Source organism: Leclercia sp. Marseille-Q4284 (genome assembly GCF_916618945.1).
Taxonomy (GTDB): Bacteria; Pseudomonadota; Gammaproteobacteria; order Enterobacterales; family Enterobacteriaceae; genus Enterobacter; species Enterobacter tamurae.
Genome location: NZ_CAKAKG010000001.1, coordinates 1169138 through 1182295, shown reverse-complemented (window position 1 = coordinate 1182295; position 13158 = coordinate 1169138). Strand labels below are relative to the sequence as shown.

The 13158-nt window shown below is 57.2% G+C and carries 14 protein-coding genes; 10 read left to right on the top strand and 4 right to left on the bottom strand.

Annotation, left to right across the window (positions count from 1 at the left end):
• Complete coding sequence (locus tag LG383_RS05445) at window positions 1-1344, top strand: anaerobic C4-dicarboxylate transporter (protein WP_225758514.1); 1344 nt, start codon at window positions 1-3, stop codon at window positions 1342-1344.
• Window positions 1345-1424: 80 nt separating this feature from the next.
• Here LG383_RS05445 and LG383_RS05440 read toward each other — a convergent pair whose 3' ends face one another.
• Window positions 1425-1676, bottom strand: coding sequence for a DUF2766 family protein (locus tag LG383_RS05440; RefSeq protein WP_106993370.1), 252 nt, complete (start codon window positions 1674-1676; stop codon window positions 1425-1427).
• A gap of 95 nt (window positions 1677-1771) precedes the next feature.
• Window positions 1772-1855, bottom strand: coding sequence for a stress response protein AzuC (azuC, locus tag LG383_RS05435; RefSeq protein ID WP_098946254.1), 84 nt, complete (start codon window positions 1853-1855; stop codon window positions 1772-1774).
• A gap of 212 nt (window positions 1856-2067) precedes the next feature.
• On the opposite strand from azuC, the gene LG383_RS05430 reads away from it, so the two are divergent.
• Complete coding sequence (locus LG383_RS05430; protein WP_225758513.1) at window positions 2068-3489, top strand: MFS transporter; 1422 nt, start codon at window positions 2068-2070, stop codon at window positions 3487-3489.
• A gap of 42 nt (window positions 3490-3531) precedes the next feature.
• On the opposite strand, the gene LG383_RS05425 is transcribed toward LG383_RS05430, so the two are convergent.
• The gene (locus LG383_RS05425) at window positions 3532-4170 is read right to left on the bottom strand and encodes an RpiB/LacA/LacB family sugar-phosphate isomerase (protein WP_032612023.1); all 639 of its coding nucleotides are present in this window, start codon (window positions 4168-4170) and stop codon (window positions 3532-3534) included.
• Between the two features lie 294 nt (window positions 4171-4464).
• Here LG383_RS05425 and yecR point away from each other — a divergent pair, with 294 nt between their 5' ends.
• The 3 genes from yecR to tyrP all read left to right on the top strand — a co-directional run bounded on the left by yecR (window position 4465) and on the right by tyrP (window position 6951).
• Entirely contained in the window at window positions 4465-4800 is a 336-nt protein-coding gene (yecR, locus tag LG383_RS05420) for a YecR family lipoprotein (protein WP_106993372.1), read from the top strand.
• Between the two features lie 207 nt (window positions 4801-5007).
• Window positions 5008-5505: a non-heme ferritin gene (gene ftnA / locus LG383_RS05415; RefSeq protein ID WP_106993373.1), complete on the top strand. Its 498-nt coding sequence runs from the start codon at window positions 5008-5010 to the stop codon at window positions 5503-5505.
• A 234-nt stretch (window positions 5506-5739) separates the two neighbouring features.
• Entirely contained in the window at window positions 5740-6951 is a 1212-nt protein-coding gene (gene tyrP / locus LG383_RS05410; RefSeq protein ID WP_225758512.1) for a tyrosine transporter TyrP, read from the top strand.
• A gap of 78 nt (window positions 6952-7029) precedes the next feature.
• Here tyrP and LG383_RS05405 read toward each other — a convergent pair whose 3' ends face one another.
• Complete coding sequence (locus LG383_RS05405; protein ID WP_106993375.1) at window positions 7030-7698, bottom strand: YecA family protein; 669 nt, start codon at window positions 7696-7698, stop codon at window positions 7030-7032.
• Between the two features lie 416 nt (window positions 7699-8114).
• Between LG383_RS05405 and LG383_RS05400 the strand changes: the two genes are divergently transcribed.
• The 5 genes from LG383_RS05400 (at window position 8115) to LG383_RS05380 (ending at window position 13148) form a co-directional block, all read left to right on the top strand.
• Complete coding sequence (locus tag LG383_RS05400) at window positions 8115-9236, top strand: branched-chain amino acid ABC transporter substrate-binding protein (RefSeq protein WP_106993376.1); 1122 nt, start codon at window positions 8115-8117, stop codon at window positions 9234-9236.
• Window positions 9237-9336: 100 nt separating this feature from the next.
• Window positions 9337-10251 (top strand): branched-chain amino acid ABC transporter permease, encoded by a 915-nt coding sequence (locus LG383_RS05395; RefSeq protein WP_059309089.1) that lies wholly within the window; start codon window positions 9337-9339, stop codon window positions 10249-10251.
• Between the two features lie 10 nt (window positions 10252-10261).
• The gene (gene livM, locus LG383_RS05390; RefSeq protein ID WP_106993377.1) at window positions 10262-11563 is read left to right on the top strand and encodes a high-affinity branched-chain amino acid ABC transporter permease LivM; all 1302 of its coding nucleotides are present in this window, start codon (window positions 10262-10264) and stop codon (window positions 11561-11563) included.
• Window positions 11560-12435: an ABC transporter ATP-binding protein gene (locus tag LG383_RS05385; protein WP_166182867.1), complete on the top strand. Its 876-nt coding sequence runs from the start codon at window positions 11560-11562 to the stop codon at window positions 12433-12435. Before livM ends, LG383_RS05385 begins: the two co-directional genes overlap by 4 nt.
• Window positions 12432-13148 carry an ABC transporter ATP-binding protein gene (locus LG383_RS05380; protein WP_106993379.1) on the top strand — a complete coding sequence of 239 codons (717 nt, stop codon included), beginning with the start codon at window positions 12432-12434 and terminating at the stop codon, window positions 13146-13148. Before LG383_RS05385 ends, LG383_RS05380 begins: the two co-directional genes overlap by 4 nt.
• Window positions 13149-13158 lie beyond the last annotated feature (10 nt).

The window sequence follows — 13158 nt, the reverse complement described above, 5'->3', positions numbered from 1 at the left end:
ATGATTAACGTTGAATTTGTTGTCATTATTCTGTGCCTGCTGGTCGGCACCCGGTTCGGTGGCATGGGACTGGGGCTGATCAGCGGCATTGGCCTTTTTATTCTCAGCTTTGTCTTTGGGCTTCAGCCCGGTAAGCCCCCGGTAGACGTGATGCTGACGATCCTGGCCGTTATCGGCTGCGCCGCCACGCTGCAAACCGCCGGAGGACTGAACGTGATGATGCAGTTTGCCGAAAGGCTGCTGCGGCGGCATCCGCAACACATTACCCTGCTCGCCCCCTTTACCACCTGGATGCTGACCTTCCTGTGCGGCACCGGCCATGTGGTCTATACCATGTTCCCGATCATTGCCGATATCGCGCTGAAAAAAGGCATCCGCCCGGAACGCCCGATGGCAGTGGCGTCTATTGCCTCGCAGATGGCGATTACCGCCTCTCCGGTGTCGGTTGCCGTCGTCTCGCTGGTATCGATTCTTGCCGCGCAGCACGGCGTGGGTCAGGCATTTGGCATTCTGCAGATCCTCGCCATTTCGGTCCCGGCCTCGCTGGCGGGGGTGGCAATTGCCGCCCTCTGGAGTCTGCGCCGCGGCAAGGATCTGGCCGATGACGAGGAGTTTCAGGCCCGGCTGCAGGATCCTGAGCAGCGCAAGTTCATCTACGGCAGTACCGACACCTTAATGGATCAACGTTTTCCGAAGCAGGCCTACTGGTCCACCTGGATCTTCTTCGCCGGGATTGCCGTCGTGGTGCTGCTGGGTGCCCTGCCCGAGCTGCGTCCGGCCTTCGAGGTGAAAGGCAAAATGACGGCCCTGTCGATGAACCTGGTGATCCAGATGATGATGTTGATTGCCGGGGCGGTGATGCTGATGGTGTGCAAAGTGAATGCCGCGTCCATCTCAAACGGTGCGGTCTTCAAGGCCGGGATGGTGGCGATTTTCTCGGTCTTTGGCGTGGCATGGATGAGCGACACCTTTTTCCAGGCGCATCTGGATGAACTGAAGATGGCCCTGGAGGGGGTGGTAAAAAGTCACCCCTGGACCTACGCCATCGTGCTGTTCCTGGTCTCGAAACTGGTCAACAGCCAGGCGGCAGCCCTGACGGCGGTAGCACCGATGGGATTAATGCTGGGAATCGATCCGAAAATGCTGATTGCCTTCTTCCCGGCGTCGTACGGCTATTTTGTACTGCCGACCTACCCCAGCGACCTCGCCTGTATAGGCTTTGACCGCTCGGGCACCACACGCATCGGCAAGTTTATTATCAACCACAGCTTTATTCTGCCGGGGCTTATTGGGGTGAGCTGCGCATGTGCGGTGAGCTATCTGCTGGTGCAGACCTTTATGTAACCTGCATTCCGGGCGACCCGGGGTCGCCCGTTCACATTCTTCTCACAAAACCATTTCTAAATTCAAAACGTCGGTTTATTTTAGTGAGATTCGCCCTGCGGGGTGAACTTCAGTTCAATCAGCGCAATGGCTTTCTGAACCGCACGCAGCGTGACGGGGTCGGCCGAGGCAGGATTGCTGGCAAAATCGATGTTTCTGAGCTGGCTGGACATCTTCTCGCGCACCTCAGCCGGGGCGATGATTTCAATCACATCAAGGATTTGTTTGATAACCAGCTGACATGCAACAACGTCAGAGATCAGTTCCTGATCGGCACTCAGGTTTTGAGACATAGGCTTCTCCTGTTTGAAAGGCCGCCATAGTAGCAAAACGCCCGGCCTGTTGCGGCCTGCAGGCACAAAAAAACCTGCCGAAGCAGGTTTTTTTATCAGAACATCGCGCCTGGCGGTACGTCCTTGAAGGTCTTGCAATAGGATTCGAACATGCTTTTCAGAATTTTGCGCAATTTCATTGTTTTGCTCCGGCTAATTGTTATGCAGGTGTTATCGTTGATGCGCCTATAATATGACCGCCATCACAAAAATCAATCATTTTGTGATATTCATCACGGCAGTTTATTTAAAATAAAACAGCGTTCCTGTTAAAAATAAATACAAATCAGGCAATTAGCACCCTGCTTGTTCCTGTAAATTTTTAAAAAAAAGTTTAAGTGGCAGAGGAAAAATGAGCGAAAAAATCTCCGGCAACGCGGCCAGCGGGGTCTCTCCCGCTGCGCTGTTGGTGGCTGGCGCATTCTTTATGGAGTTTCTCGACGGGACGGTGATCGCCACCGCCCTACCCGATATGGCGAAAAGCTTTGGCGTACAGGCGGTGGATCTCAACATCGGCATCAGCGCCTATCTTATCACCCTGGCGGTGCTGATCCCGGCCAGCGGCTGGATTGCCGACCGGTTTGGCGCGCGCAAAGTCTTCACTCTCGCGCTGGCCATCTTTACCCTCGCCTCGGTGCTGTGCGGCCTCGCCACCAGCGTCGATCAGTTCGTCGCCATGCGCGTCCTGCAAGGGATGGGCGGCGCGCTGATGGTCCCTGTCGGGCGGCTGGCAGTGCTGCGCACCACCCCGAAACATCTGTTGATTACCGCCATCGCCACCCTGACCTGGCCCGCGCTGGTGGCGCCGATTATCGGCCCGCCGCTGGGTGGGTTTATCACCAGCTATGCCAACTGGCGCTGGATCTTCTTTATTAACGTCCCGCTGGGGCTGATTGCCATCGCGCTGGCGCTGCGCATTATCCCGGATATCTGTGAGGAGACGCGCCGTCCGTTCGACACCCCGGGCTTTATCGCCACTTCGCTGGCAATGGTTAGCCTGGTTTGCGCCATGGAGATGATGGGGGCGCACGACGTGAATACGGCGATCACCCTTGCACTGCTGGCCATCGGAGTGGTGACGTTGATCTATGCCCTGCGGCATTTCAGACGCGCTGAATGGCCGATGATCCGCCTCGACGCCCTGCAGGTGCCCACCTTTCGCGTGACGATGTACGGCGGGTCGCTGTTTCGCGCCTCCATCAGCGCCGTGCCGTTTTTGCTGCCGCTGCTGTTTCAGGTGGGATTCGGCATGGATGCGTTCCACTCCGGTCTGCTGGTGCTGGCGGTATTTGTCGGTAACCTGACCATCAAACCGGCGACCACCCCGCTGATCCGTGGGCTGGGGTTTAAAAAGCTGCTGCTGATCAACGGGGCGCTGAACGTACTGGCCCTGCTGGCCTGTGCATTCCTGACCCCGCAAACCCCGGTGTGGGTCATTATGCTGGTGCTCTATCTGGGCGGCGTATTCCGTTCCATTCAGTTTACCGCCATCAGCACCCTCGCCTTTGCCGATGTCCCTTCCCCGCAGATGAGCTATGCCAACACCCTGTTCTCAACCGCCACTCAGCTGGCGGTGGGGCTGGGGATCACCCTCGGTGCGATCGGGATCCGTCTCGGGGAGCTGAGTAGCGAAATGCTGGGGATGGACGCGCTGCCGGGGATCAGCTTCCGGCTGGCGTTTGTGGCGATTGCGCTGGTCTGTCTGCTGGGGATGGTCGATACCCTGCGGCTGGTGAAAGATGCCGGCAGTGCGGTATCCAGCAAGCGGGCATAAAAAAAGCCAGCGTAAGCTGGCTTTATCACTGGCGTTGGCAACTTAGCCGATAATACCGCGGACAAAGGCTTCGATCTCTTTATCCTGGCAGTTCTCGAAGAAGCACTGCTGGAAACGCTGACCGGTTACTGCAGTTTTGACCAGCTCTGGATCGATAGCACGCAGGGTGTCGAGATAGTTCTCTTTAACCACCGCGGCTTTCACCTGGTTCAGGATGCCAGCGTTGCGAACCTGAGGTTCTTTACGCTCTGGCGGATAACCTTCGCCATTACGGCCGGTGAAGGCTTTTTCAAAGATAAAGCGAACGTTCAGCTCTGCGCCCCAGCCGAAGCCTTTAGCAAATGGCAGAGAGAGCGCGTTACCGTTGTTGATCTGGGCGAACAGGAAGGCGTCAGCCGGATCGATGCAGTAGCCGCACACCACACCCGGGTGGATGTTCAGGGACATCAGCGCACCCTGGCCGGTACCGCAGCCGGTCACCACGAAATCAACCGCTTTCGAGTTCAGCAGAATGCTCGCCATGATCCCCAGGTGAATGTAGGTCAGGTGGTGATCGTTTTCGTCGCTCATCCCAACGTTGTAGACCGGGAAACCTTTCTCTTCAGCAACGGCGTTCAATTCCTTGAGGATGATGGCGTTTTTTGGCGCCTGGCTGTTTTCCATCATCAGTGCAATTTTCATTCTTCGTCTCCTGAATGCGATGCGGGGCGTCCCGCTGTGGATAGCTTACCTGTCCAACCTTACTACTTAGCAAACGCACTTTCAAATTAAGTGAAAAATAGTTTCAAAAAACAAAGATGCGCTCACAATTTTGTGCCTGAAGAGGTTTTTGCCGCCGCCTGATAAACGGATGGCTTAGGATTGAAGGAGCAAGGGCTCGTGGCAAAGAGAAGGGGCAGAACAGGCGTTTAATCCTGGCATTGCGGCGCACATCAGCCGCTAGTATAGGTTATTTCCATGCATCCAGAGTGTTCTATGAAGAGATTATGCACTGGCGGCCTGCTCCTGTTACTGGCGGGCTGTGGCGTTACCCGGCAAGCAGAAGTCAGCAGCGTCGACGTCACGTCAGGTGTTGTCATGCTCAATTACGATCAGGCCATGTTGCAGAACGCCCGCTATGACGACTACGTCACCAGCGGTACCGCGACCCGTGAATGCCAGGCGATGGGATACAGTACGGCCATGGCCTACGGGCAGCCGATCAAAACCTGTAGCCTCATCAGCGGCTCGCTGTGCCTGAATGAAACCATGACCATTCAGTATCAGTGTCATGGCTATACCCCGCGGCCCGTCGTCGTCACCTATTATTAATTCCGCTGCCAGCGATCCCGCTGGCAATAATAGTATTAAACACGAAACAGAATAATTCTCATTAATTTATTTACCTTACCCGCAATGCGTTTTATTCCCATTCGTATTATGATCGTTTAAATATTTATTTTACTTTTTGCAAATAAATAAATAACAAATTATAGTGACGCTCACGTTGACCAGTGAATAATAATACGGAGCGACACCATGCTTAAAACCGAAATGATCGACAAGCTCAATGAGCAAATGAATCTGGAGCTTTACTCCTCCCTGCTCTATCAGCAGATGAGCGCCTGGTGTAGCTATCACAGTTTTGAAGGCGCGGCGGCATTTATGCGTCGTCACGCACAGGAAGAGATGACTCACATGCAGCGTCTCTTTGATTATCTTACTGATACTGGCAGCCTGCCGCGCATCAACCCTGTGGCATCGCCGTTTGCTGAGTACGCCTCGCTGGACGAGCTATTCCGCGCCACCTATGAGCACGAGCAGCTGATCACCCAGAAGATTAACGACCTGGTCCATGCGGCGATGATAAGCCAGGATTATGGCACCTTTAATTTCCTGCAATGGTATGTGGCAGAGCAGCACGAAGAAGAGAAGCTGTTTAAATCCGTTCTCGATAAACTGTCGCTGGCGGGTAAATCCGGTGAAGGGTTGTACTTTATTGATAAAGAGCTGTCGACGCTTGATGCTCAAAATTAATATTACTGCGGCGCCTCTGGCGCCGCGTTATTTTTAATAACGGCATATTTCCTTCCTCCCCTCCCCACCTTGCGCTGGCGCAGAAATAGCTTTCAATTCCCCTTCCAATGGCTTCCGATGAATATCGTAAACCTACATTTACAGCACCTGTAACGGCGGTTTGACGAACCTGCGTTTTTCCCTTACGCTGCGCCGCAGATTTTGTCGCGATAGTGCAAGGCCGTAGAGGAAAACGTGAAGAACAGAACGCTGGGAAGTATTTTTATCGTCGCCGGAACCACGATTGGCGCAGGTATGCTGGCGATGCCGCTGGCGGCAGCGGGCGTCGGGTTTGGCGTCACGCTGGTGTTACTGGGCACGCTCTGGGCGCTGATGTGTTATACCGCCCTGCTGCTGCTGGAAGTGTATCAGCACGTTCCCGCCGATACCGGACTCGGGTCACTGGCCGGGCGTTATCTGGGCCGTTTCGGCCAGTGGATCACCGGTTTCAGCATGATGTTCCTGATGTATGCCCTGACCGCGGCCTACATCAGCGGCGCGGGTGAGCTAATCGCCTCCAGCGTCAACGACTGGTTCAACGCCGATATCTCCCCGACCACCGGGGTGATCTTCTTTACCCTGATCGGCGGCGGCGTGGTCTGCGTGGGCACCTCGCTGGTGGATCTGTTCAACCGTTTCCTGTTCTCGGCCAAAATCATCTTCCTGGTGGTGATGCTGGCGCTGCTGGCGCCGCACATTCATAAGGTCAATCTTCTGACCCTGCCTCTGGAGAAAGGGCTGGCGCTGTCGGCTATCCCGGTGATTTTTACCTCGTTTGGTTTCCACGGCAGTGTGCCGAGCATCGTCAGCTATATGAATGGCAACGTGCGCAAGCTGCGCTGGATCTTTATCACCGGCAGCGCCATTCCACTGGTGGCCTATATCTTCTGGCAGCTGGTAACCCTCGGCAGCATTAACTCGACAACTTTTATGGGGATGCTGGCGAGCCATACCGGCCTGAACGGGCTGCTGCAGGCCCTGCGTGAAGTGGTGGCGTCGCCGCACGTAGAGCTGGCGGTACACCTGTTTGCCGACCTCGCCCTGGCGACCTCGTTCCTCGGCGTAGCGCTGGGCCTGTTCGATTACCTTGCCGACCTGTTCCAGCGCAGCCGCACCGTGGGCGGGCGTATCCAGACCGGTGCGATCACCTTCCTGCCGCCGCTGGCCTTCGCCCTGTTCTATCCGCGTGGGTTTGTGATGGCGCTGGGTTATGCAGGCGTCGCGCTGGCGGTGCTGGCGCTGCTGCTGCCGTCGCTGCTGGTGTGGCAGAGCCGTAAGCATCATCCAGCCGGTGATTACCGGGTGCCCGGCGGGAAACCGACGCTGTGTCTGGTCTTCGCCTGCGGGATCGCGATAATCCTCGTGCAGTTTGGGATTGCGGCAGGGCTGCTTCCGGAAGTGGGATAAATGACCGCCGGGTGGCGCTACGCTTACCCGGCCTACGAAACCTGTAGGCCCGTGCAAGCGAAGCGCCGCCGGGCGCTGTTAATGCAGACAGCAGTTCTTGAATTTTTTGCCGCTGCCGCACGGGCAGGGATCGTTGCGACCGACTTTGGTGCCGTTGATCACCGGCTGCTGGGCAACCGGCTCTTGCGGGTTGGCAATCCAGTGATTATACAGGCGCAGCGCCGCCGGACGAATGCCCTCGATGCTCTGCTGGAACTCCTCTTCACTGAAGGTATCCAGACGCTCAAAGTTCTCTTCGGAGCCGTGCAGGGCGATAAGATCCAGATCCTCACGCAGCGACTCTGGCAGGGATGACCAGTCGGTCAGCGCCACGCCGCGCATATAACCGAAGCACCACTCTTCCACCACGGTAAAGGTTTCACCCTCAACATCGTTCATGCCGAACATTGGCTCAAACTGCTCCGGGTAGTCGCTAAGGCGCTCGGCAATATCGTTCAGGTGCTTAAAGCAGAGATCGATAAAGCGGTTCATCTCGCGATCGTTCTTCCAGCGCGGAATGTTTTTCTCGCCGCCCCACACCGCCACCAGCCAGCGATCCGGCTCAATCACCACCGGGCCAGACAGCACCGCGGTCAGCATCCCGTCGAGCTCCGAGACGTCCATTACGGACTCGCCGTCATGACCATAGGTCATTAAGGTCTCTTCCAGCCACTCCATTTCGGTTTCGTTTAATGGACCTTCGCTCATGGTAAATCTCCTGCAGAATAGAATTGCGTGCAGGGTAACACAGAAAGCAGGCTCAACGGTCCCCTTCCCCTGTTGTTCCGGGGCGCGTTACTGGTGCAATTCCGTCTAAATCGTGACCGTTGCACAACTTATGTGCTTTGTTGTTAATGAGATGTGATCCCCGCTGTAATTTCACTTCATGCCGCCGGGCCGCTTAAAACGGCGCTCTATACTGAAAATTGTCGAAACACAGGCAATACGCTGCCGTTCTGGCAACCATTTTGCTTACTGTTGTGCTGAGGGTCATCACCCTCAGGCAATCTCGCCTGTTTCTGCGGTATGTCGTCCGTTTAGTGCAATACGTTTGGATTGGGTACGCCTCCGGCGTTCGACTACACAGGGTTGTGCCAAAAAACACTCAGAAAAGGTACATAATAATGTCGCTGAAATTGATCAGAAGTCCTCTCTCTCTTGTGCTGGCAGGGTGTCTGGTGACGGCGTTTTCCGCCCAGGCTGATATCGTGATTGGCGTGGCGGGTCCCTTCACCGGACCGAACGCCACCTATGGGGACCAGTACTGGCACGGCGCGACCCAGGCCGCGGAAGACATTAACGCCGCGGGCGGCATTAATGGCGAGAAGATCAAACTGGTGCAGGGCGATGACGCCTGTGAACCGAAACAGGCCGTCTCGGTCGCTAACCGTCTGGTTGACCAGGATAAGGTCAAAGCGGTGGTCGGCCACTTCTGCTCCTCCTCCACCATGCCGGCTTCCGAGGTCTATAACGACGCGGGCGTACTGGCTATCACCCCCGGCTCCACCAACCCGCTGATCACCGAGCGCGGCATGAGCGACATGTTCCGCATGTGCGGCCGTGATGACCAGCAGGGCCAGGTCGCCGCTGATTTCATTATTGATAAGCTGAAAGCCAAACGGGTGGTGATCATTCACGACAAAGACACTTACGGCCAGGGGCTGGCGGATGCCACCAAAGCGGCGCTGGCGAAACGTGATGTCAAAGACGTGATGTACGAAGGCCTGTCCCGCGGCGAAAAAGACTTTAACGCGCTGGTGACCAAAATCGGTGCCCAGAAACCGGACGTGGTCTTCTTTGGCGGCTGTCACCCGGAAGCGGGCCCGCTGGTGCGCCAGATGCGTGAGCAAGGGGTGCAGGCCAAATTCTTCTCCGGTGACTGTATCGTCAACGAAGAGATGGTCACCGCCGCCGGGGGTGCGCAGTACACCAACGGCATCTATATGACCTTCGGCAAAGACCCGCGTCTGATCCCGGAAGGCAAAGCGGTGATCGACAAATTCCGCGCCAGTAAATTCGAGCCGGAAGGCTATACCCTCTACTCCTACGCCTCCATCCAGGCCATTGCTGCGGCCTTTAAAGCCACCGGTGGGGCCGATCCGGCCAAAGCCAGCGAATGGCTGAAGGCCAATTCGGTGGATACCGTGATGGGCAAAAAATCCTGGGACAGCAAGGGCGACCTGAAAGTCTCTGACTACGTGGTGTATGAGTGGGACGACAAGGGTAAATATAAGGAAGTGCAGTAAGCGGACGGAATCACGCTCAACGTCGGTATGGTGACATACCGACGCACTATAACCCGAGGACCGCAGCGCAACCTGCGGTCTAAAACACGAGCGCGCGATGATGGAAACGTTCTTTCTGCAGCAGCTTATTAATGGCTTAACGCTGGGGTCGGTCTACGGATTGATCGCCATTGGCTACACCATGGTCTACGGCATTATCGGCATGATTAACTTCGCCCACGGCGAAGTCTATATGATCTCCGCCTATCTCTGCGCCATCGGCCTGGCGCTTCTCTCCTTCTTCGGGCTGGAATCTTTTCCGCTGCTGATCCTCGGCACGCTGGTCTTCACCATCGTGGTGACCGGGGTGTACGGCTGGACCATCGAGCGCATCGCCTATAAACCGCTGCGTAACTCCACGCGCCTGGCCCCGCTGATCTCCGCCATCGGCATGTCGCTGATCCTGCAAAACTACGCCCAAATCAGCCAGGGGCCGCGTCAGCAGGGGGTGCCTACCATGCTCGACGGCGTGCTGCGCTTTCATATTGGCGAAGGCTTTGTACAGATCACCTACACCAAAGTCTTCATTCTGATCGCCTCGTTCACCGGGATGCTGCTGCTCACCTGGATAATCAGCAACACCCGGCTCGGGCGGATGTGCCGCGCCGTGCAGCAGGATCGCAAGATGGCGTCGATTCTGGGCATCAATACCGACCGGATCATCTCCCTGGTGTTTGTGATTGGCGCGGCGATGGCTGGCCTGGCCGGGGTGCTGATCACCATGAACTACGGCACCTTTGATTTTTACGCCGGGTTTATCATCGGGATCAAAGCCTTTACTGCCGCCGTCCTCGGAGGGATCGGCTCCCTGCCCGGCGCGATGCTGGGAGGCCTGATCCTCGGCATTGCCGAGGCGCAATTCTCCGGGATGGTGAACTCCGATTATAAAGACGTGTTCTCGTTTGGATTGCTGGTGGTGATCCTGATTTTCCGTCCTCAGGGACTGCTTGGCCGCCCTGTCGTGGCCAAGGTGTGAGGGAAAAAAGATGACTGCACAACTCGTTTCGCAACCCGTTGCCCACGACGGTTTTTCCCTAAAACGCTGCATTCTCGACGCCATTTTTGCGGGCATGGTGGCGCTGGTGATTTTTGGTCCGGTGGTGGGCGTGGTGCTGGATGGCTACAGCTTTAACTTCGAAGGACAGCGGCTGGCGTGGATCATCGCCACGGTGATGACCGGGCGCTTTTTACTCAGTGCCTTTTTAACCACCGCGCCGGGACGACGGGTGATGGCCCGTTTCGACAACGATAATACCGGGGTTTACGTTCGGCCGCCGGAGTACAAAAGCCGGATGCGCTGGATCCTACCCCTGATTATCGCCCTGGCGGTCTGCTTTCCGTTCGTCGCCACCAAATACGTGCTGACGGTGGCGATCCTCGGCCTGATCTACGTCCTGCTCGGCCTCGGGCTGAACATCGTGGTCGGGCTCGCGGGCCTGCTGGACCTCGGCTATGTCGCCTTTTACGCCATCGGTGCCTATGGCCTGGCACTGGGCTATCAGTATCTGGGGCTCGGCTTCTGGTCCATGCTGCCTCTGGCGGCGCTGATGGCCGCCGCGGCCGGGGCCTTGCTCGGCTTTCCGGTACTGCGCATGCACGGCGACTATCTGGCGATTGTGACCCTCGGCTTCGGGGAGATCATCCGCCTGGTGCTGAACAACTGGCTGACCTTTACCGGCGGGCCAAACGGCATCTCCGCCCCGCCTCCGACCCTCTTCGGGCTGGAGTTTGGTCGACGGGCGAAAGATGGCGGCGTGCCGTTCCACGAGTTCTTCAACCTGACCTTTAACCCTAACCTGAAGTTCATCTTTATCTACGCCATTCTGCTGCTGGTGGTCCTGCTGGTGCTGTACATCAAGCACCGCCTGACGCGGATGCCAATTGGCCGCGCCTGGGAAGCGCTGCGCGAAGACGAAATCGCCTGCCGCTCCATGGGCCTCAACCATGTCCTGGTCAAGCTGTCGGCCTTTACCCTCGGAGCCTCTACCGCGGGCATTGCCGGGGTATTCTTCGCCACCTATCAGGGGTTTGTTAACCCCACCTCGTTCACCTTCTTTGAGTCGGCTCTGATCCTCGCCATCGTGGTGTTAGGCGGGATGGGCTCCACCCTCGGGGTGGTGCTGGCGGCCTTCGTGCTCACCGTTACCCCGGAGCTACTGCGCACCTTCGCGGAGTATCGGGTGCTGCTGTTTGGCGTATTAATGGTGGTGATGATGATCTGGCGGCCGCGCGGGCTGATCCGCATCAACCGCAGCGGCTTTGCAGTACGCAAAGGAGTGGCGCCATGAACGGGACCATCTTAAGCGTCGAGCATCTGATGATGCACTTTGGCGGCATTAAGGCGCTCAACGACGTCAATCTCGAGGTGCAGCGCGGGTCCATCACCGCCCTGATCGGCCCCAACGGTGCGGGAAAAACCACGGTGTTCAACTGTCTGACCGGGTTTTATAAGGCCTCCGGGGGCAATATTCTGTTTAACACCCGGAGCAAAACCACCAACGTGATCCAGATCCTGGGGCAGAAATTCCAGCCGGGAGACTGGATCAACCCGGCGCAGTTCGGCCAGCGTCTGTTCTACAAGATGTTTGGCGGCACCCACCTGGTGAACCGCGCCGGGCTGGCGCGCACCTTCCAGAATATCCGCCTGTTCCGCGAGATGTCGGTGGTGGAGAACCTGCTGGTAGCCCAGCACATGCGGGTCAACCGCAACCTGCTGGCCGGGGTGCTGAACACTCCTGCCTACCGTCGCGCGGAAAGCGACGCCCTCGACCGGGCCTTTTACTGGCTGGAAGTGGTGGATCTGGTGGATTGCGCCAACCGACTGGCGGGTGAGATGTCCTACGGCCAGCAGCGGCGGCTTGAGATTGCCCGGGCCATGTGTACCGGGCCGGAGATGATCTGTCTTGATGAACCGGCCGCCGGGCTCAACCCGGTGGAAACCCACACGCTGAGTAACATCATCCGTTTTCTGCGCGATCGCCACGACATTACGGTGCTGCTGATCGAACACGATATGGGGATGGTGATGGAGATATCGGATCACATTATCGTGCTCGATCACGGGGATGTGATTGCCCAGGGCAAACCGGCACAGATCCAGCACGATGAAAAAGTCATTGCCGCCTATTTGGGCACCGATGAGAGCGAGGTCAGTGTATGAGTGAGGCAATGCTGGAGTTTCGTCAGGTGGATGTCTATTACGGTGTGATCCAGGCGCTGAAGCAGGTGTCGTTGCAGGTCAACGCCGGTGAAACTGTGGCGCTGATCGGCGCTAACGGGGCGGGAAAATCGACCCTGCTGATGTCGATTTTCGGCCAGCCGCGGGTGCGCAACGGGCAAATCCTGTTTTGCGGAGAGGACATTAGCCATAAATCGACCCACTACGTCGCCTCAGGGGGCATTGCTCAGGCCCCGGAGGGGCGGCGCATCTTCCCCGATATGACCGTCGAAGAGAACCTGCTGATGGGTACCATCCCCATCGGCAACCAGTTTGCGGCAGAAGATCTGCAGAGCATGTTTGATCTCTTTCCGCGCCTGAAGGAGCGGCGTAAACAGCGGGCAATGACCATGTCCGGCGGCGAGCAGCAGATGCTGGCCATCGCCCGGGCGTTAATGAGTCGGCCAAAACTGCTGCTGCTGGATGAGCCGAGCCTGGGGTTAGCGCCGATTGTGGTGAAGCAGATCTTCCAGACCCTGCGGGAGCTGGCGCGTAACGGGATGACGATTTTCCTCGTTGAGCAGAACGCGCACCATGCGCTGAAGCTCTCCGATCGCGGGTATGTGATGGTCAACGGCCAGATCCGCCTGAGCGGCAGCGGCGAGGAGCTGCTGGGCAATCAGGAGGTCAGAAAAGCCTATCTGGGGGGCGCCTGACCGGGGGCAA

Bases quoted from the DNA above. Each gene is read 5' to 3' on its own strand.
- LG383_RS05445 (WP_225758514.1), top strand. From the start codon at position 1: ATGATTAACGTTGAATTTGTTGTCATTATTCTGTGCCTGCTGGTCGGC.
- LG383_RS05440 (WP_106993370.1), bottom strand. From the start codon at position 1,676: ATGTCTCAAAACCTGAGTGCCGATCAGGAACTGATCTCTGACGTTGTT.
- azuC (WP_098946254.1), bottom strand. From the start codon at position 1,855: ATGAAATTGCGCAAAATTCTGAAAAGCATGTTCGAATCCTATTGCAAG.
- LG383_RS05430 (WP_225758513.1), top strand. From the start codon at position 2,068: ATGAGCGAAAAAATCTCCGGCAACGCGGCCAGCGGGGTCTCTCCCGCT.
- LG383_RS05425 (WP_032612023.1), bottom strand. From the start codon at position 4,170: ATGAAAATTGCACTGATGATGGAAAACAGCCAGGCGCCAAAAAACGCC.
- yecR (WP_106993372.1), top strand. From the start codon at position 4,465: ATGAAGAGATTATGCACTGGCGGCCTGCTCCTGTTACTGGCGGGCTGT.
- ftnA (WP_106993373.1), top strand. From the start codon at position 5,008: ATGCTTAAAACCGAAATGATCGACAAGCTCAATGAGCAAATGAATCTG.
- LG383_RS05405 (WP_106993375.1), bottom strand. From the start codon at position 7,698: ATGAGCGAAGGTCCATTAAACGAAACCGAAATGGAGTGGCTGGAAGAG.
- LG383_RS05400 (WP_106993376.1), top strand. From the start codon at position 8,115: ATGTCGCTGAAATTGATCAGAAGTCCTCTCTCTCTTGTGCTGGCAGGG.
- LG383_RS05395 (WP_059309089.1), top strand. From the start codon at position 9,337: ATGGAAACGTTCTTTCTGCAGCAGCTTATTAATGGCTTAACGCTGGGG.
- livM (WP_106993377.1), top strand. From the start codon at position 10,262: ATGACTGCACAACTCGTTTCGCAACCCGTTGCCCACGACGGTTTTTCC.
- LG383_RS05385 (WP_166182867.1), top strand. From the start codon at position 11,560: ATGAACGGGACCATCTTAAGCGTCGAGCATCTGATGATGCACTTTGGC.
- LG383_RS05380 (WP_106993379.1), top strand. From the start codon at position 12,432: ATGAGTGAGGCAATGCTGGAGTTTCGTCAGGTGGATGTCTATTACGGT.